Annotated in this window: 16 protein-coding genes; 6 read left to right on the top strand and 10 right to left on the bottom strand. The window is 69.0% G+C overall.

All coding sequences use genetic code 11. The features are described from left to right. Window positions 1-1,767: an SDR family oxidoreductase gene (locus IC40_RS0119955; RefSeq protein WP_030136451.1), complete on the top strand. Its 1,767-nt coding sequence runs from the start codon at window positions 1-3 to the stop codon at window positions 1,765-1,767. A gap of 12 nt (window positions 1,768-1,779) precedes the next feature. Here IC40_RS0119955 and IC40_RS0119950 read toward each other — a convergent pair whose 3' ends face one another. Further along, entirely contained in the window at window positions 1,780-3,294 is a 1,515-nt protein-coding gene (locus tag IC40_RS0119950; RefSeq protein WP_030136450.1) for a leucyl aminopeptidase, read from the bottom strand. A gap of 10 nt (window positions 3,295-3,304) precedes the next feature. Next, a complete protein-coding gene (locus IC40_RS0119945; RefSeq protein WP_030136449.1) occupies window positions 3,305-4,387 on the bottom strand; it encodes an adenylate/guanylate cyclase domain-containing protein in 1,083 nt (360 codons plus the stop codon). A gap of 43 nt (window positions 4,388-4,430) precedes the next feature. Between IC40_RS0119945 and gcvT the strand changes: the two genes are divergently transcribed. After that, window positions 4,431-5,528 (top strand): glycine cleavage system aminomethyltransferase GcvT, encoded by a 1,098-nt coding sequence (gcvT, locus tag IC40_RS0119940; protein WP_030136448.1) that lies wholly within the window; start codon window positions 4,431-4,433, stop codon window positions 5,526-5,528. A gap of 51 nt (window positions 5,529-5,579) precedes the next feature. Further along, window positions 5,580-6,686: a branched-chain amino acid aminotransferase gene (locus IC40_RS0119935; protein WP_030136447.1), complete on the top strand. Its 1,107-nt coding sequence runs from the start codon at window positions 5,580-5,582 to the stop codon at window positions 6,684-6,686. A 76-nt stretch (window positions 6,687-6,762) separates the two neighbouring features. Here IC40_RS0119935 and IC40_RS0119930 read toward each other — a convergent pair whose 3' ends face one another. From IC40_RS0119930 to IC40_RS0119905, 6 genes are all read right to left on the bottom strand, one after another. Continuing rightward, the gene (locus IC40_RS0119930; RefSeq protein ID WP_030136446.1) at window positions 6,763-8,580 is read right to left on the bottom strand and encodes a hypothetical protein; all 1,818 of its coding nucleotides are present in this window, start codon (window positions 8,578-8,580) and stop codon (window positions 6,763-6,765) included. A gap of 364 nt (window positions 8,581-8,944) precedes the next feature. Further along, complete coding sequence (locus tag IC40_RS0119925; protein WP_030136445.1) at window positions 8,945-10,354, bottom strand: protein adenylyltransferase SelO; 1,410 nt, start codon at window positions 10,352-10,354, stop codon at window positions 8,945-8,947. Between the two features lie 10 nt (window positions 10,355-10,364). Further along, complete coding sequence (locus tag IC40_RS0119920; protein WP_030136444.1) at window positions 10,365-11,087, bottom strand: adenosylcobinamide-GDP ribazoletransferase; 723 nt, start codon at window positions 11,085-11,087, stop codon at window positions 10,365-10,367. Further along, window positions 11,084-12,142 carry a nicotinate-nucleotide--dimethylbenzimidazole phosphoribosyltransferase gene (gene cobT, locus IC40_RS0119915; protein WP_030136443.1) on the bottom strand — a complete coding sequence of 353 codons (1,059 nt, stop codon included), beginning with the start codon at window positions 12,140-12,142 and terminating at the stop codon, window positions 11,084-11,086. The genes IC40_RS0119920 and cobT overlap by 4 nt, the downstream gene beginning before the upstream one ends. Window positions 12,143-12,144: 2 nt before the next feature. Beyond that, window positions 12,145-12,660 carry a bifunctional adenosylcobinamide kinase/adenosylcobinamide-phosphate guanylyltransferase gene (locus IC40_RS0119910; protein WP_030136442.1) on the bottom strand — a complete coding sequence of 172 codons (516 nt, stop codon included), beginning with the start codon at window positions 12,658-12,660 and terminating at the stop codon, window positions 12,145-12,147. A gap of 36 nt (window positions 12,661-12,696) precedes the next feature. Next, window positions 12,697-13,374: a DUF3043 domain-containing protein gene (locus tag IC40_RS0119905; RefSeq protein ID WP_030136441.1), complete on the bottom strand. Its 678-nt coding sequence runs from the start codon at window positions 13,372-13,374 to the stop codon at window positions 12,697-12,699. A 72-nt stretch (window positions 13,375-13,446) separates the two neighbouring features. On the opposite strand from IC40_RS0119905, the gene IC40_RS0119900 reads away from it, so the two are divergent. After that, window positions 13,447-14,526 carry a glycerate kinase family protein gene (locus IC40_RS0119900; protein ID WP_030136440.1) on the top strand — a complete coding sequence of 360 codons (1,080 nt, stop codon included), beginning with the start codon at window positions 13,447-13,449 and terminating at the stop codon, window positions 14,524-14,526. A gap of 39 nt (window positions 14,527-14,565) precedes the next feature. Beyond that, window positions 14,566-14,922 (top strand): HesB/IscA family protein, encoded by a 357-nt coding sequence (locus tag IC40_RS0119895; protein ID WP_019512416.1) that lies wholly within the window; start codon window positions 14,566-14,568, stop codon window positions 14,920-14,922. Between the two features lie 101 nt (window positions 14,923-15,023). Here the strand turns inward: IC40_RS0119895 and IC40_RS0119890 are convergent, their stop codons facing one another. Next, window positions 15,024-15,632, bottom strand: coding sequence for an Rv0361 family membrane protein (locus IC40_RS0119890; protein ID WP_030136439.1), 609 nt, complete (start codon window positions 15,630-15,632; stop codon window positions 15,024-15,026). A 148-nt stretch (window positions 15,633-15,780) separates the two neighbouring features. Here IC40_RS0119890 and IC40_RS0119885 point away from each other — a divergent pair, with 148 nt between their 5' ends. After that, entirely contained in the window at window positions 15,781-16,761 is a 981-nt protein-coding gene (locus IC40_RS0119885) for a carbohydrate kinase family protein (protein WP_030136438.1), read from the top strand. Here the strand turns inward: IC40_RS0119885 and asnB are convergent. Continuing rightward, window positions 16,758-18,689: an asparagine synthase (glutamine-hydrolyzing) gene (gene asnB / locus IC40_RS0119880; protein ID WP_030136437.1), complete on the bottom strand. Its 1,932-nt coding sequence runs from the start codon at window positions 18,687-18,689 to the stop codon at window positions 16,758-16,760. The two genes, IC40_RS0119885 and asnB, sit on opposite strands and share 4 nt — an antisense overlap. Window positions 18,690-18,780 lie beyond the last annotated feature (91 nt).

Genomic DNA, 18,780 nt, shown 5'->3' with positions numbered 1-18,780 from the left:
ATGTCAGCAGTCGCCGAACGGTTCGTCACCAGCGCTGACGGGACCCGGATCGCCGTCTGGGAGGAAGGCGACCCGGACGCGCCCGCGGTGGTGCTGGTGCACGGTTGGCCGGACTCGCACGTGCTGTGGGACGGTGTGATGCCGCTGCTGACCGGACGTTTCCGGGTCGTGCGCTATGACAATCGCGGCGTCGGCAATTCCGATGTGCCCAGCGGCACCGCTGCCTACACCATGGCCCGCTTCGCCGATGATTTCGCCGCGGTGGCCGCCGCGGTCAGCCCGCACCACCCGGTGCATGTGCTGGCCCACGACTGGGGCTCGGTCGGGGTGTGGGAGTACCTGGGCAGGCCCGACGCGATGTCGGTGGTGGCGTCGTTCACCTCGGTGTCCGGACCCAGCGCGCAGCATCTGAACCGCTACATCAAGGACGGGCTGCGCAGGCCCTACCTGCCGCGCCGATTCGCCCGCGGGGCCGCCCAGCTGGCCAGGTTGTCCTATATGGGCGCGTTCTCGGTGCCGGTGCTGGCCCCGGCCGCCGTGCGGTGGGCGTTCTCCCGCGGTGCCATGGATCGCCGGCTGCGGCGTGACGGCGTCGACCCGCAGAACATCCACCACTCGCCGGCGCTGGCCGCCGACGCTGCCCGCAGCATGAAGGTGTACCGGGCCAACTATTTCCGTACGTTGGGCCAACCACGCGCCGAGCACGCGGTGAATGTGCCGGTGCAGTTGATCGTCAACCGGCGCGACCCCTATGTGCGTCCCTACGTCTACGACGACATCGCGAGATGGGTGCCGCAGTTGTGGCGCCGCGATCTGCACGCCGGGCACTGGGCACCGATGTCGCACCCGGCCCAGCTGGCCGCCGCCGTCGGTGAGTTCGTCGACCATCTCCAGGGCGCCCCGGCGGCGCGCACCCTGGCCAGGGCCAGGGTCGGTGTGTCCCGGCCACCGTTCGGTGACCAGCTGGTGTCCATCACCGGAGCAGGCAGCGGTATCGGGCGCGCCACTGCGCTGGCCTTCGCCGAACGCGGCGCCGAGGTCGTCGTCAGCGATATCGATGAGGACGCCGCGGCCGAGACCGCCGCGCAGATCGGCGCCGCGGGCGGCACCGCGCACGCCTACCGGTTGGACGTCGCCGACGCCGATGCCGTGGAACGCTTCGCCGAACAGGTGTGTGACATCCACGGAGTACCCGACATCGTGGTCAACAACGCCGGGGTGGGGCATGCCGGGTTCTTCCTGGACACCCCCGCCGCGAACTTTGACCGCGTCATGGACATCAACTTCGGCGGAGTGGTCAACTGCTGCCGGGCCTTTGCCGCGCGGATGGTCGACCGTGGCCTGGGTGGTCACGTGGTCAACGTCGCCTCGATGGCCGCGTATGCCCCGACTCAGTCGATGAACGCCTATGCCACCAGCAAGGCCGCGGTGTTCATGTTCTCCGACTGCCTGCGCGCAGAACTGGATTCGGCGGGCATCGGCCTGACAACGGTGTGCCCCGGCGTGATCGACACCAATATCGTGAGCACCACACAGTTCGACATGCCATCGGCCGGTGATTCCGCGGTGGAGGCGATGCGGGCCCAGATCGTCAAGGGATTCAAGCTGCGTCGCTACGGACCGGACAAGGTCGCCAAGGCGATCGTCGCGGCGGTGCAGAACAACACCCCGGTGCGGCCGGTGACCCCCGAGGCGTATCTGGTCTACGGGGCGGCACATGCGCTACCGCAGGTGATGCGCAGCACCGCGCGCGTCAAGCTCGGCTGAGCCGCGCCGGGCTCACCCGTTGGCGGCGATGTCCTCCAGGACCGCGAACATGGTCCGGGTCGGAACGCCGGTACCACCCTTGGGCGTGTAACCCCACGGCCCGCCGGTGTTGTAGGCCGGTGCGGCGATGTCGATGTGCGCCCACTCGACGCCCTCGGCGACGAACTCCCGCAGGTACACCCCGGCCACCAGCATCCCGGCATAGCGGGATGAGCTGACATTGGCCAGATCTGCCACCTGGGACTTGAGGTCGTCCTTGAGCTCCTCGGGCAACGGCATGGCCCAGCCGTTCTCGCCGACGGCCTGCGACAGCTCGGCGACCCGGTCGCGGAAATCGTCACTGCCCATCACGCCCGGGGTGCGCGCCCCCAGCGCGACCGTCTGGGCGCCGGTCAAAGTGGACGTCTCGATCAGGTAGTCGGGGTCGTCCTCACAGGCCCGCACGATCGCGTCGGCGAGCACCAGGCGCCCCTCGGCATCGGTGTTGAGCACCTCGACGGTGGTCCCGCCGTACTGGGTCAGCACATCGCCGGGGCGCTGCGCGGTCGCCGAGGGCATGTTCTCGGCCATCGGGACGTAGGCGATGACATCGATGGGCAGCTTCTGCTTGGCGGCCAGCACGACGGTGGCGACCACGGCCGCCGCTCCGCCCATATCGGAGGTCATGTGGTGCATGTTGGCCGCCGGCTTGATCGAGATGCCGCCGGTGTCGAAGGTGATGCCCTTGCCGACCAGCGCGACCTTCTTGGCGCGCCGGCCGCCGCCGGAGTGGGCGAGGCGCACCAGCCGCGGTGGCCGCGAGGATCCCTTGCCGACGCCGATGATGCCGCCGTAACCGCCCTTGGTCAGCGCCTTGTCGTCGAGCACCTCGACGGACAAGCCGGCGGCCTCACCCAAAGCCTTTGCCTGCTTGGCGAATTCGTCGGGGTAGAGGTGGCTGGGCGGGGTGTTGACGAAATCGCGAGCGGTGGCCACCGAGGTGGCGATGTCGACCGCGCGCTGCACCGTCGCCTTGGTGGCGGACTTGGTATCGGCCGTCAGCGCGATGATCTTCTTCAGGCCGGGGCCCTTGGGTGCGGTCTTGGGGCTGCGGAAATCGGTGAACCGGTATGCGCCGAGTATCAACCCCTCGACGGTGGCGCCCAGATCCAGCGCGGCCAGCGCGGCGACCACGGTGCCGACCTTGTCCAACGAGCGGGCGGCCGCACCGGCGGCGCGGCGGATGGTCTCGGATGCCCATTCCTCGCGTGCATCGCCGAGGCCGACGGTCAGCACGCTGGCCACCGGCAGCTCCGCGATCACGAGCCGGTGCAGCTGGCCCTCGCCACCTGTGGCATCGAGTGCCGCCAGCGCCGACTCGATGGCGGCCACCGCGTCGGCCCCGAGGTGGGTCTGGTCCTCGGCCACCGCGGGACCGTCGTCGCCGGCGACCACACCGACCAGCAGGACGGCGTCGGAGACACCCCTGCTGGGCAGGGACGAGCTGACGGTGACGGTGGGGGCCTGGTATCCGGGTGCGCTGCTCACCCGGCCAACCCTAATCAGGAATCAGCGTGTACGCGGTGACCGGCTCGGCGAAGCCCTTCAGCGTCAGCGCGGCCGGCGCGCTCACCGCGACACCGGGCAACAGCTCGTGCAGCGTCGCCGACACCAGGATCTGCCCGGGTTCGGCGGCGGCCACCAGCCGGGCAGCCCGGTTCACCGGACTGCCGAAGTAATCGCCACCGGTGGCCAGCACGGTGCCGAAATCCAGCCCGGCGCGGATCGGCAGTCCGGCCTCGGCGGCCCTGGGGTGGCCGACCAGACCGGCGGCCACCGCGACGAGCTGGGTGGGGCTCGGGGCCACCCACATGACCTCGTCACCGATGAACTTGACCAACCGGGCGCCCGCAGCATGGATGAGATCGGCTGCCGCACCGCTGAATTCGTTGAGAAGCGCGGCCAGCTCCAGCGTTTCCAGGGTCTGGGTCAGCGCGGTGAACCCGGAAAGATCGGCGAATCCCACGCCGCACACCACGGTCGCGGAGTCCTCGTGCGCCACCAGTTCCAGGTAGCGGCGGGTGTTCTGCAGGTGATGCCGGTGCACGGCATCGATCAGCGCGCCCAGGCGTGGGACGAACGCCGAGGCCTCGCGGTAGGCGCGGGCCGTGACGAGTTCGTCATGGGATTGCTCGATCTGGATCGCCGGACTGGCATGGCGGATGGTGGACGCCACCGCCTCCGACAGCCGGGCCAGCACCGAGCCGATGACCCGCAGCAGCCCGGTGGCCGGCTCGTCACCCAACGCCCGCCGCATCTCCGCCCACAACGCCAGGCCGTCGACATCGGGCCCGCTGAGCACGATCTCATCGGGCCCGGCGACGGTGAGCCCGAGCGCGGCCCAGGCATGTTCGACCTCGGCGACCGTCATGCCCAGCGCCGCGGCGGCGGTCCGCACGCTGTGCACCGGTGGGCCGGACAGTTGCAGGGCATCCCCGGCCAGACCGAACAACCGTCCGCGCCGCTCGGCGTCGATCATCTGCTCGGCGGTGAAGCCGAGACCGTCGAGATACTCGATCAGCGGCGCCCGCTCACGCGCATCGGTGATTCCGCCGGCGATCAGCGCGTCGAAATCCACCACCGGGCAAGTGTGCCAGCCGGGGGCGCCGCATTAGGGTGAGTTCGTGAGTGATGACCTGCTGCACGGCCCGCTGGAAGAACAACACCGCGCCCTGGGCGCCAGCTTCGCCGAGTTCGGCGGCTGGCTGATGCCGGTGGCCTATGCGGGCACCGTCGCCGAACACACCGCCACAAGGGAGACCGTCGGTCTGTTCGATGTCAGCCACCTCGGCAAGGCCCTGGTGAAGGGGCCGGGGGCAGCGGCGTACGTCAACAGCGCATTCACCAACGACCTGGCGCGGATCGGCCCGGGGAAGGCGCAGTACACGTTGTGCTGCAACTCATCCGGGGGAGTGATCGACGATCTGATCGCCTACTACGTCGCCGACGACGAGATCTTCCTGGTGCCCAACGCGGCCAACACCGCGGCGGTGGTCGCCGAGTTGCAGCGGCACGCCCCCGACGGACTGACCATCACCGACGAGCACCGCTCCTATGCGGTACTGGCGGTGCAGGGACCGAAATCGGCCGAGATCGTCGGCGGCTTGGGCCTGCCCACCTCGATGGACTACATGGGTTACGCCGACGCCGAGTATGACGGTGTGCCGGTGCGCGTCTGCCGCACCGGCTACACCGGTGAACAGGGTTTCGAGCTGCTGCCAGAATGGGAGCGCGCTCACATCGTCTTCGACGCTCTCGCCACGGCCGTGCAGGCCGCCGGCGGGCAACCGGCCGGACTGGGTGCCCGCGACACCCTGCGCACCGAGATGGGCTACCCCCTGCACGGGCACGAACTGTCGCTGGACATATCGCCGTTGCAGGCTCGCACCGGTTGGGCTGTCGGGTGGAAGAAGGACGCGTTCTGGGGCCGCGATGCGCTGCTGGCCGAGAAGCAGGCCGGCCCCACCCGCACCCTGCGCGGGCTGAAGGCGTTGGGACGCGGCGTGCTGCGCGCGGATCTGTCCGTCCTCGACGGTGAGACGGTGGTGGGCACGACGACATCGGGGACGTTCTCGCCGTCGCTGAAGGTCGGCATCGCGCTGGCGCTCATCGACACCGCGGCCGGTATCGAGGACGGCCAGACCGTCACCGTCGACGTGCGCGGCCGGGCGCTGGAGTGTGAGGTCGTCAAGCCGCCGTTCGTTTCCGCGCGCACCCGATAGCACCCGCTGGCACACGCAAAACCGCTAGCCAACGGGTTATACAATCGGTTCATGACTGACGGCCCCCTCGAATTCTCGCTTGCCCGCAACAGCTCACCGGCAAGCGACGAGGTAAGGGACGCCATCCTGGCCGATCCCGGTTTCGGCCGTTTCCACACCGACCACATGGTCTCGCTGAGCTACACCCGGGCCGACGGCTGGCATGACGCGCAGGTGTTGCCCTATGGGCCGATCGAGCTGGATCCGTCGGCCATCGTGCTGCATTACGCGCAGGAGATCTTCGAGGGGCTAAAGGCCTATCGCTGGGCCGACGGTTCGATCGTGTCGTTCCGTCCCGAGGCCAACGCCGCACGGTTGCAGGCCTCGGCCAACCGGCTGGCCATCCCGGAACTGCCCACCGAGGTGTTCCTGGAATCGCTGCGACAGCTGATCGCCGTCGACGAGAAATGGGTGCCCGCCGCCGGTGGTGAGGCCTCGTTGTACCTGCGCCCGTTTGTCATCGCGACCGAACCCGGACTCGGGGTGCGTCCCTCCGACGAGTACCGCTACCTGGTGATCGGATCGCCGGCCGGCGCCTACTTCAAGGGTGGGATCAAGCCGGTCAGCGTGTGGCTGTCCAACGAGTACGTGCGCGCCTCGCCCGGCGGCACCGGCGCGGCCAAGTTCGGCGGCAACTACGCCGCATCGTTGTTGGCCCAGGCACAGGCCGCCGAGCACGGTTGCGATCAGGTGGTGTGGCTGGATGCGCTGGAACGCCGCTATGTCGAAGAGATGGGCGGGATGAACCTGTTCTTCGTGTTCGGCAGCGGCGGGTCGGCACGCCTGGTCACCCCGGAACTGTCCGGTTCGCTGCTGCCGGGGATCACCCGGGATTCGTTGTTGCAGTTGGCAACCGACGCCGGGTTCGCCATCGAGGAACGCAAGATCGATGTCGACGAATGGCAGAAGAAGGCGACCGCGGGGGAGATCACCGAGGTGTTCGCCTGCGGCACCGCCGCCGTCATCACCCCGGTGTCGCATGTCAAGCATCGCGACGGTGAGTTCACCATCGCCGACGGCCAGCCCGGTGAAATCACCATGGCGCTGCGTGACACGCTGACCGGTATCCAGCGCGGCACATTCGCCGATACGCACGGCTGGATGTCGCGGCTCAACTGATCCACCAGATGCGACAAGGGCGGGTGCGCCGGCGGTGGCCGGCACACCCGCCCTCGTTGTTCGGGCCGGTCGTTCGCTAGGCGGCCAACTCCCATACCAGCTGCTGGGCAACTGGATTCGGGTTGGTGGCCGTGATCAGCTCATAGCCGCTCGCCGCCCACGCGGTCATGAACGTGGCCAGCGGAACCGCCATGCCCTGACCGACGGGCTCGTTCAGCCCGCTATCGTTGACGTACACGACGGCGAAGGTATCTCCGGGGCTGTTCGGGTTGGGCGCCTTGAGGTTGATGCCGATGACCGAGATTGCGTGATTAGAGGTCACCATGGTCGAGCCGTCGCCATAGCCCAGCGAGCTCCACATGCTGCCCGCGCTGATCATGGTGATGGTGCCCTTACCCTCCACCAGCGCCTCCTTGAGCTGGCCGAGCGCATCCTGACCGGTGCGGTAGGTGGCGTCCCCGTCGTTGAACTCGTTCATCCGATAGGTCTCGACCTGCATTCCCAGCACGCGCAGCAGCTGGGCGGTGTCCTCGGTGGTCAGGCCGTTGGTGCCCTCGTCGATCCACATCATGCCGGGGTGCGAGATGCTGGGGGTTTCCTTGGCCAGGTTCAGGAACTCCTGCTCGGTGGTGGCTGTGGGCCGTGTGCCGGTGAGTCGCCCCCATACCGAGGCGACCGCCATCACGGCGCAATCGTCGTCGTTCTGGTGCACGTAGAACTCCCGGCCGACCAGCGGGTCACCGTACTGTCCGGTGCCGCCGAACTCGATCAGGATCTCCATCCGGGTGGTGCTCGGCCGGGCCAGACCGAACGCGACGGCCAGCGAATGCAGAACATGCTGGGCCAGCCCCGCGAGGCCGGGTAACCGGGCCGCGGTGCCGTTGTCGGCTTCGATGACGAAGTAGTCGACGGTTCCAGGCGCCTGCAGGATGGGCTTGGCGGTGTAGGTGTACTTCCCGGTGACAGGGTCGACGGTGACGGTCCCGTAGGTGGCCTGCTCGGCGACGCGGTAGGTCAGGTCGAAGCCGTTGTTGCTCTGCCCGACCACGGTGCCGACCACGCCGGTTCCCGGCACCTGCTCGGCTTTGCCGTTCTCCAGCGTCGGGGCGGCATTGTTGAAGATGAACCGCAGGTGTCGGACGATGTTGTCCCACAGCGAGTTCGACTCGATGGCCGGTTCGGCCGCCGGCGCGGGTTGGGCATTCTGGGTGGCCGTGTTCGATGAGCCCGATGATGGTCCGGCCCGCGGGGTCGCCGCGGACTCCTCGGTGCCCGGGGTGCCGTTCTGGCCTTCGGGGGTGGTGATCTCGGTTTCGTCGATGATGACCTCACCCACGGCCGGTTCGCCGGTTGCGGCCGGTGGCGCAGACGATTCGGTCGGTGTGGTCGTGTCGTCGGCGGCATCGGCGATGGTATCGGCGATGGCCGCCGTCGTCGCGGTGTCGCGCTCTTCGGTCAGCGCGGCGCGAAGTTCGGCCCGGTGCAGCGCCGCGGTCGCGGCATCGGAACCGCTGTCGTCGGTGCGGGTGTCGGTACGGCCGGTGCCCGAGGGGTTGTCATCGGATCGGGTGTCATCGGTCCGGCTGTCCCGGGCTTCCGCGGGTGTGGGGTCGCTCAGGCTGGTGCTGCTGTCGGCGGTGTCCGTGCTGGTCGCCGAACCCGTGCGTGCGTCGGTGCTCGCTGCGCTGCTGGAACCGGACTCCGAACCGGAGGAATCCGTATCGGCGGCAGCGGCGGCGGCGCCGGTGAACATGGCCGCACCCAATCCCACCGCAAGTGCGCCGGCGGCCACCCAGGCGGTGAACCGGCGGGTGATCGGCGCGGCCGGGGGATCGTATCGACGGGTGGGCGGTTCGGTGGGTATGCGGCGGCGCCGTCGTCGGCTTGGATCCACGAGGTTTGTTCCTTTCCCGACCGGCGCGATCCCTGCTGGATCCCTGTCCCGGTGCAACGGCACGTTAGGTGCTGCATCGAAGGCGCACAGCAACTTCGCAGAAATTATCAGATCCGTAAATTGAGTATGCGTTTGCAAGGGCTTTCCAGTGGGTATCGCGCTGATGAATGAGCATGCGGCATGGCGAAACTCCTGGCTGCGCAACCATCTGTGGCGGCAAATCGCAGCGAAAACGCGATCATGGCAAAGCCGCTGTTGGTTGCTGAAAGTGTCCGCGCAGCGGCAGTAGCGTCGCGGCGCAGGTATCCGGTGGGCGCCGTATCAAAGACCGGGGCGACCGGTCAGCTAATGTTTTCGGCCGCGGTCAGGTGCCGCAGAAGGTGCGGTACCCGGCGGCGAATTCTTGATCGGCCGGCGCCGCGTAGCGCTCCAGGCCGGGCCGCTCGGTGAAGGGGTCACCGAGCGCATCCAACAGTCGGTGCGCCGGGGCCAGGTCGCCGGCGGTGGCCGCCGCCAGCGCCTCCTCGACCAGATGATTGCGCGGGATGTAGACGGGATTGACGCGGTTCATGCCGTCGGTGTCGGGAGCGTGCGCCCGCCAACGCGTCACCCAGTCCATGAACCCGAGAGGTACATCGCCACGGGCCAGGCCGCGGAAGAAGGATGTGTAGTCGATGGCGTGCTCGGTCAACAGGCCCGGCAGTTCGTCGACCAACGTGGCATCCGAATCATCTTGGCCAAGGCCGAGTTTGGCGCGCATTCCGGCTCGCCATGCAGCCTGGTAGCGCGGGGCGAACTCGCCGAGTGTGGCGGTGGCGAGCTCGATCGCGGCGTCGGTGTTACCTGCCGATTCCGCCAAGAGTGGCAGCAACGTCTCGGCGAACCGGGCCAGATTCCAACCGGTGATCGCCGGCTGATTGCCGTAGGCATAGCGGCCCCAGCTGTCGATCGAGCTGTACACCGTCGCCGGGTCGAACGTATCCAGGAAGGCGCACGGTCCGTAATCGATGGTCTCACCGGAGACCAGGACGTTATCGGTGTTCATCACCCCGTGGATGAAGCCCACCAGCATCCACCGCGCGACCAGCTCGGCCTGCACGGTGATCACGGCGTCGAACAGGGCGAGGTACTTGTCGGGCGCATCGGCGCATTCGGGATGGTGCCTGGCGATGGCGTGGTCGGCCAATCGGCGCAACAACCCGGCGTCCCCGGTGCTCGCGGCGTAGACGAAACTGCCCACCCGCAGATGGCTGGCGGCAACGCGAGCCAACACCGCACCGGGTAGCACGGTCTCCCGGTGGACCGGCGCACCGGTGCTCACCACCGACAGCGAACGCGTGGTGGGGACCCCGAGTGCGTGCATACCCTCGCTGACGATGTACTCGCGCAACATCGGCCCGAGCGCGGCCAGCCCGTCCCCGCCGCGGGACAGCGGAGTCGGCCCGGAACCCTTCAGATGGAGATCGCGACCGTCGGGGAACTCGCCGAGCAGCAATGCGCGGCCGTCGCCGAGGCGCGGTTGCAACCCGCCGAACTGGTGTCCGGCGTAGACCTGGGCGACAGGGGATGCGGTGGACGGCAGGCGCGTGCCGGTGAGCAGTCCGATGCCCTCGGGGGAACGTAACCACTGCGGATCGAGACCGAGCTCGTCGGCCAATGGCTCGTTGAGGACGGCCAGGGTGGGCTGCGGTGGGGTCGCGGCCTGCCAGCTGATGGCCAGTTCGGGTAGTTCCCTGGCAAAGCGGTTGTCCAGCGTTACGGTCGACGCGGTCATCTCTCCGACGCTAGCCGACCGCCAGACCGAGTGCCGTCAGCGTCGTCGTGACCTCCACCGATGCCCCGAGCACATCGCCGGTCACACCGCCGAAGCGGCGCACACAATGTCCCACCAGCAGCGCGCAGAGCGCCAGCGCCACCAGCACCACCAGCGGGCCCTGCCATGGCCGCGCGGTCACGAACGCGGCGGCGACGGCGAGTGCGGTTGCCCATGCCGCCACGACCCAGCGCGGTTGGGAGCCTGCGACCAGACTGCCGAGGGTGCTGCCCGACGCGGCTGGGACCGAACGGCGGCAGGTCAGCACCACCGCGACCCGGCCCGCCGCGACCGCGACGATGATCGCCGCCGGGCACAGGGCGCCGAATGTGAGTCCCTGGACGACGATCACCACGACGATGGCGGCCACGCCGAACGGGCCCGCGGTCCCGTCGCGCATCACCGCCAGCGCACGCTCGGGCGCGCCATAGCACCCCAGCCCGTCCACCGTGTCCGAAAGCCCGTCGATATGCAGCCCACGGGTGCACAACAGCACCACCACGACGGCCAGCACACCGGCCAGCGGGCCCGGACCCCACAACGCCGTCGCACCGACGCCGACCAGCGCGGCCACCCCGCCCAGGGACACGCCGACCACCGGCAGCGCGGTCAGCGCGCCGCGGCCGAACGGGTGTCCCGTCCTGACCGGCAGCACCGTGCCGAAGGCGAAAGCCGATGCCAGCGGACCGATCATGGGGTTGCGTCGGGTGCGCCGGTGACGGCGGCCTCATCGAAGGTGGCCATCGAGGCCAGGGTGGCCACCGCGGCACGCAGGACCGGGAGAGCCACCGCGGCGCCGCTGCCCTCACCCAGTCGCATGCCGAGGTCGATGATCGGCTCGAGCTCGAGCCGCTGCAGCGCCAACGTATGGGCCGGCTCGGTGGACCGGTGCCCGGCCTGCCACCAGGCGCGTGCTCCCGGCGCGAGTTCTTCGGCCACCAGCGCCGCCGCGGTCACGACCACACCGTCCAGCAGGACCGGCGTCCGGCGGATCGCGGCCTGGGCCAGGAACCCGGCCATGGCCGCCAGGTCGGCGCCGCCGCACACCCGCAACAGTCCGACCGGATCGGCCACCACGGCGCGGGCACGGTAGAGCGCATCGCGGATGGCCGAGGCCTTGCGCGCCCAGCCCGCGTCGTCGATCCCGGTGCCGCGCCCGATCACCGCGACCGGCTCCGAGCGGGTCAGGGCGGCGATCAAGGTGGTTGCCGGTGTGGTGTTTCCGATTCCCATATCGCCGGCGATCAGCAGATCCGCACCTCCGTCGACCTCCTCGTCGGCGATCGCGCGGCCCGCGGCGATCGCCGCCTCGGTCTGCTCGGCGGTCAGCGCATCCTCGACGGCGATGTTGCCGCTGGCGCGCCGGACCCGGTGTCTACCGACGGCGTCGTCGGTCTGCTCGGCGTCGACCGCGATATCGACCACCCGGACCCCGGCCCCGGCGATTTCGGCGAGCACATTGATGGCGGCACCGCCGGCGGCGAAGTTGGCGACCATCTGCGCGGTCACCTCCGGCGGGAATGCCGACACCCCGGCCTGCGCGACGCCGTGATCACCGGCGAACACCACGACCCTGGCGCGCTCGAACTGCCGCGGCGGGCACAGACCCTGACAGGCCGACACCCACACCGACAGCGCCTCAAGGCGTCCCAGTGAGCCGGGCGGTTTGGTCAGCGTGAGCTGGCGGAGCAAGGCTGCCTGTCCCGCGTCGACGTCAGGGGTGAGGACAGTGGGGAACTCTGCGGTCATGACTACTCCTTCACGGCCAGCGGTTGGCCGGCGACGACGAGCACCACCCGGTCACACACCGCGGCAAGCCGCTGGTTGAGCGTGCCGAGCTCATCGGTGAACAACCGGCCGGCGGGCGTCGCCGAGACGACCGTCAGCCCGACCTCCGGGCTGACCAGCACCAACGGCCCGGTGACGGTGTCGACCGCCGCGCACAGGTCATCGATATCGGCACCGATCGACCCGCCGGTCCATGCGTCGCGGCGGTCCATCACCGCGGTGAGCCAGCCGCCGATATCGTCCACCAGCGTCGGTGTCATCGGATCGGCTCGCAGATGCGTTGCCACATCGGCAGATTCGACGGTGTGCCAATGTGGCGGCCGTCGGTCGCGGTGGGCGGCGACCCGTACCGACCAACTGTCCGCACCGACGGGCGCCGGTCCGGTGGCCAGATAACGAACGGTCGGCGACGCGGCGAGCAGACCCTCGGCGTGACGTGATTTACCCGAACGGATGCCGCCGAGGACGAGCGCACGCACCCCGGAACGGGCCGGGAGAGTGGGCACCGGCCCGGCTCAGACGTCGTCGCCGCGATTGACCTGCGGGCGCGGCGCGCGCATCCGGCGCAGCTGCGAGGCCCGGCTGGCGGCGTAGAAGCCCAGCTTGAACCCGGTCTCGGTGTTGTCGGGGAACTTCTCGTCGACCTTGCGGTTGACGTAGCGACCCACGATCACCCCGTCGATGACCATCACGACAAGCAGCACCGGCATCGCGAACGACAACGGCTGCTGCACGGCGGGAGACGGGACCGACAGGGTCACCAGGATCAGGCCGAGGGCGATCGGCATGAACAACCCGAGCAGATTGCGGCGGGCGTCGACCAGGTCGCGCACATAGCGGCGCACCGGACCCTTGTCGCGCGGCAGCAGGTAGGCGTCCTCGCCGGCCATCATGCGTTCCCGGCGGTCGGCCATATCGGCACGCCGGGTCAGCTTCTGGGCCTTGCGCTCCTCCTTGGACAATTTCGGGCCGGCAACGGCCTTGCGGCGCTTGCGGGCCTCGGCCGTCGTCATGGGCGCCGGCGCCACCGGACCGCGCTTACGGGCCGCCTCGCTGCGTTTGGGGGTCGGTCGGCCCTTGGGTGCGGTCCCCGTGCTCTTGGCCTCGGCAACCTCGGCCGCCGAGCCCGACGCTCCGGCGGATTCCGCGTCCTCCGGTTCGGGATTGTCCTTGTTTCGGCCGAGCAGCTTCACGCCCGCAAGGTTACTTGGCTGGGCCTCGCGGCCCGGCATGCACCTGCCAATGCCACCCTCTACGCTGCTGGCATGACGGGGCTGGCGGTACTGATCGCACCGGACTGCTTCGGCGACACCCTCACCGCGGTGCAGGCCGCACAGGCGATCGCCGCGGGATGGGCCGCGGCCCGCCCGACCGACACCCTGACCCTGGCCCCGCAATCGGACGGCGGCCCGGGTTTCGTCGAGGTGCTGGCCAGCCGGCTCGGCGGGTTACAGGCGGCCACCGTGCACGGGCCGCTGGGTGGTTGGGTGGATGCGCACTGGGTGCGTCACGGTGAGACCGCGTACATCGAATGTGCGCAGGCGTGTGGTCTGACGCTGCTGGGTCGGCGCCCCGACCCGGGCACGGCCGTCGCCGCCGACACCCGCGGGGTCGGGGAACTCGTCGGGGCGGCCGTCGGGGCCGGCGCACGGCGGATCGTCGTCGGTCTCGGGGGCAGCGCGACCACCGACGGCGGACGGGGCCTGGTCGAGGCACTGGGCGGCCTGCCCGCGGCCCGGCAACGGCTGGCCGGAATCGAATTGATCGCGGCCAGTGATGTCGAACACCCCCTGCTGGGACCGATGGGCGCAGCGGCGGTGTTCGGGCCGCAGAAGGGCGCCGACGCCGCGACCGTCGCGCTGTTGGAACAGCGCCTGAGCGACTGGGCGGGCCACCTCGGCCCGGGTATCGCCGAACAGGCAGGGGCCGGTGCGGCAGGTGGGCTCGGCGCTGCGCTGCTGGCCCTCGGTGGGCGCCGTGAACCAGGAGCCGCCGTCATCGCCGAGCACACGCGCCTGGCCGACGATCTGGCCGCCGCCGACCTCATCATCACCGGTGAAGGCCGTTTCGACGACCAGTCGCTGCACGGCAAGGTGGTCAGCGCCCTTGCCGGCGGCGCGCGCGAGCGCGATGTACCGGTGCTGGTGCTGGCAGGCCAGGTCACCCTGGAGCCGGAGACGCTGGCCGACGCGGGGATCGCGGCGGCCCACTCGGTGACCGATTTCGCGGGTTCGGTGCAGCTGGCCATGGACGATGCGCAGGCCCAGCTGACCGGACTGGCCCGGCGCACCGCGGCCGACTGGCCCACACGGCTCGGGAATAGCGACCGAGCAAGGTACCGTTGAAGACATCGCGATTGCACCAGCACTTCTTCAGGAGATGCAATGACTGTTCAGGACGACACCACCACCGAAACCCATGGTGCGGTGCTGACCGACGCCGCGGCGGCCAAGGCCAAGGCGCTGCTCGACCAGGAGGGCCGCGACGACCTGGCGCTGCGCATCGCCGTGCAGCCGGGCGGATGCGCCGGACTGCGCTACAACCTATTCTTCGATGACCGCACCCTCGACGGCGACCTGACCACCGAGTTCGGTGGGGTGGCGCTGACCGTGGACCGGATGAGCGCACCGTATATCCAGGGCGCCACCATCGACTTCGTCGACACCATCGAGAAGCAGGGCTTCACGATCGACAACCCCAACGCCACCGGGTCCTGCGCCTGCGGCGACTCGTTCAACTGATCTGCGGCCGGCGCGCGCCGGCGATCACGCTCATACGGACCGGCTGAGTAATTCGGCCGGTCCGTTGCGTTTTGTCATCGCAGCTTTGTCATCGCACCGGGTCAGCCCGTGCGCTGCACGTATGAACACACCAGGATCTCGTCGTCGAACTGCAATAGCTGGCCGACGGCCTGCATAGCGGTGCCGACCGGCACCGCGCCGCGACCCCGTCCGGACTCGGTGACCCGCATGGTGAACAGCGCCTGGGCCTGATTGGTCGACCACGGCACCAGCTTGTCGATCGAGGTGACCTCGACGCGACCGTACTGCTTCTCGAAACCGTCGGCGTTCAGCTCGGCCAGCGCCAGATCGGACTTGCGGTCGGCGACCTCGTCGTACAACCCGCACAGCGTGTGCCGCGCGATCGCCTCGAGATCCCCGTCGGCCAGGGCGTCCAGGAAACCCTGGATGGCCGGTTGCACGGTCTGGGCCGTCATCGGCTGCTGGCCGGCATCGCTGCCGCGCAGTACCACCGCGGCACCGGCGACGACTGCGACCGCCGCGACGGCAACCGCACCGATGACCAGGTTTCGCCGCCGATCGTTCCTCGGATAGGGCACCGGTGGGGGCAGGGCGCCCGGGTAGCCGAACTGCCCGGGTCCCGGCGGTCCGCTCGGCGGCGGAAACCCTTGTGGGGGAGGAGAATCGGGATAGGGCGCGGGGCCGGACATGTGGTGCTTTCCGCAGTCTGGGGTGGAGATCGGACTCCCAAGCAGGCTAGCGCACCCCGGACCTACGTCCTCGGCGCCGAAGCGCCGGTGTCCATGCGTCTGTAAGGTGCGCCTAGCTAACTTGATGACTTTCGAAGGGCGTTTTTTCGTGACCATTGCGGTGACCGGATCCATTGCGACCGACCATCTGATGAAGTTTCCCGGCAAGTTCTCCGAGCAGCTCCTGCCGGATCACCTGCAGAAGGTGTCGCTGAGTTTCCTGGTCGACGACCTGGTCATGCACCGCGGCGGCGTCGCGGGCAACATGGCCTTCGCGATCGGCGTGCTCGGCGGCGATGTCGCCCTCGTCGGCGCGGCGGGCCAGGATTTCGGTGAGTACCGTCAATGGCTCGACGACCACGGCGTCAACACCGAGAACGTGCTGATCTCCGAGAACGCGTACACCGCGCGGTTCGTCTGCACCACCGACGAGGCGATGGCCCAGATCGCGTCGTTCTACCCGGGTGCGATGTCCGAGGCCCGCAATATCGACCTGGCCAAACTCGTCGAGCGCAGCGGTGCGCCGGAACTGGTGATCGTCGGCGCCAACGATCCGGACGCCATGTTCCGCCATACCGACCAGTGCCGCGAACTGGGCCTGCCGTTCGCCGCCGACCCCTCCCAACAGCTCGCCCGCCTGGACGGTGAGCAGATCCGCCGCCTGATCGACGGTGCGACCTACCTGTTCACCAACGATTACGAGTGGGATCTGCTGCTGCAGAAGTCGGGACTGTCCGAGGCCCAGGTCATGGGCCAGATCAAGATGCGCGTCACGACACTGGGGGAGAAGGGCGTCGACATCGTCGGCAGCGACGGCACGTTCGTGCACGTCGGCATCGTCCCGGAAACTCACCAGGCCGACCCGACCGGCATCGGCGACGCGTTCCGTGCCGGGTTCCTGACCGGTCGTTCCGCCGGGCTGAGCCTGGAACGGTCGGCGCAGCTGGCCTCGCTGGTGGCCACGCTGGTGCTGGAAGCCACCGGCCCGCAGGAGTGGACCTGGGACCGCGATTCCGCGGTGGCGCGCATCACCGAGGCCTTCGGCGCCGAGGCAGGCGCCGAGATCGGTGCCGCGATCGGCGTCTCCTAGAGCTGGACCGGATAGGTCGGTTCGCTGATCTGCGGTGACACCGTGCCCTCGACGAAGATGGCGTGCCACAGCATGAAGATCAGCACCGTCCACAACCGGCGGCTGTGATCCCCGGATCCGGCGCGGTGGTCATCGAGCATGGTGCGCACCGCCGCCAGGTCGACCAGATCGCCTGCCTGCGATGTCTCGATGGTGTGCTGTGCCCAGTCCAGCAGCGGCCCGGCCTTGAGCCAGTGCCGGATCGGCACCGGGAAACCCAGTTTGGGCCGGTTGAGCACATGCGCGGGCACGATCGGCTCCAATGCGCGGCGCAACGCGTACTTGGTGGTGGTGCGGGTGATCTTCTGGTCATAGGGCAGCCGGGAGGCCACCTTGAACACCTCGGGGTCCAGGAACGGCACCCGCAGCTCCAATGAGTTGGCCATGGTCATCTTGTCGGCCTTGACCAGGATGTCCCCGCGTAACCAGGTGAACAGGTCGATGTGCTGCATGCGCGCCACCGGATCCCAGCCCGCCGATTCGGCGTACAGCTGCGCGGTCACGTCGGTATGGGTCCAATCGGGCCGGAACCCGGGCAGGGTGGCGCGCAGCTGCTCGTCGGAGAAGCTGCGGGCGTTGCCGTAGTAGCGCTGCTCCAGCGTCATCGAACCGCGGTGCAGCAGGCTCTTGCCCCGCATGCCCTCCGGCAGCGGCCGGGACGCCTTGCCCAGCGACCGCCGCAAGGGCCGCGGGATGTAGTCGAACGCCTTGAGCGACAACGGCTCCCGATAGATCGTGTAGCCGCCGAAGAGCTCGTCGGCGCCCTCGCCGGAGAGCACCACCTTCACGTGCTTGCGCGCCTCGCGCGCGATGAAGAACAGCGGTATCAGCGCGGGATCGGCCACCGGCTCGTCCAGGTACCAGACGATCTCGGGTAATGCGGCGACGAACTCCTCGGCGCTGACCACCTTCGTCACATGGCGTGCCCCGATGGCCTTCGCCGACTCGACGGCGACGTCGACCTCGGAGAACCCCTCCCGCTCGAAACCGGTGGTGAAGGTGATCAGCCGCGGGTTGTGCCGCATCGCCAGCGCCGCGATGGCCGTCGAATCGATACCGCCGGACAGGAATGCGCCGACCGTCACATCGGCGCGCATGTGCTTGGCGACGGAGTCCTCGAGCACCGCGGTGATCTCGTCGTAGCGGGCCTGCTCGGCACCGTCGACGAAGGGCACCGCGGCGAACCGCGGACGGAAGTAGCGGCTGACCACCGGCGCCCGGCCGGGCCGGATGACGGCGTAGCTACCCGATTCCAGCCGGCGGATCCCGCGATGCAGCGTCTCGGGCTCGGGGACGTACTGCAGCACCGTGTAGTGCTGCACGGCCCGCTCGTCGATATCGAGATCCAGCCCGGCCGTCGGGGCGAGATCGATCAGGCACTTCTTCTCGCTGCCGACGACGGTCCCGCCCGGCCCGGTGGCCATGTAGAGGGGTTTGATGCCGAACGGATCGCGGGCGCACAGCAGCTCGGCGGTCTGGGTGTCCCAGAGCGCGAAGGCGAACATGCCGCGCAGCCGATTCAGGACGTCGGTGCCCCAGTGATGGAAGCCCGCGACGATCGCCTCGCCGTCACCGTCGGTGTGGAAAACCGCACCGAACTCCTCGCGCAGCGCCTCCCGCAACTCGAGGTAGTTGTAGATCTCGCCGTTGAACACCAGCGCGTAGCGGTCCGGGGCCTCGGCCGGTCCCCAGCGCAGCGGCTGATGACTGTGCGCGATATCGATGATCGACAGTCGGTTGAAACCCAACACGACATCCTCGTCGGACCATGTTCCCGGTTCGTCGGGGCCACGGTGACGCATCAGATGCGAGGCCCCAGAAACCGCTTCGACCAGCATCGGAGTGGTCTGAACGGTCGGGTCGGTCAGATACGCCAGCAGTCCGCACACCGCGCCAGTATGCCGAATCGTGCGGTCGCTTCGCTCGACCCGGCGGGCGTGGTCTACGCTGCGTAGTATTCGCCAAGTTTGACCGACCGCA

It is taken from the genome of Mycolicibacterium neoaurum ATCC 25795, from assembly GCF_000691525.1.
GTDB classification, from domain to species: domain Bacteria; phylum Actinomycetota; class Actinomycetes; order Mycobacteriales; family Mycobacteriaceae; genus Mycobacterium; species Mycobacterium neoaurum.
Note: the sequence above shows the minus strand (reverse complement) of the source record. Positions and strands in the feature narration are given on the sequence as shown.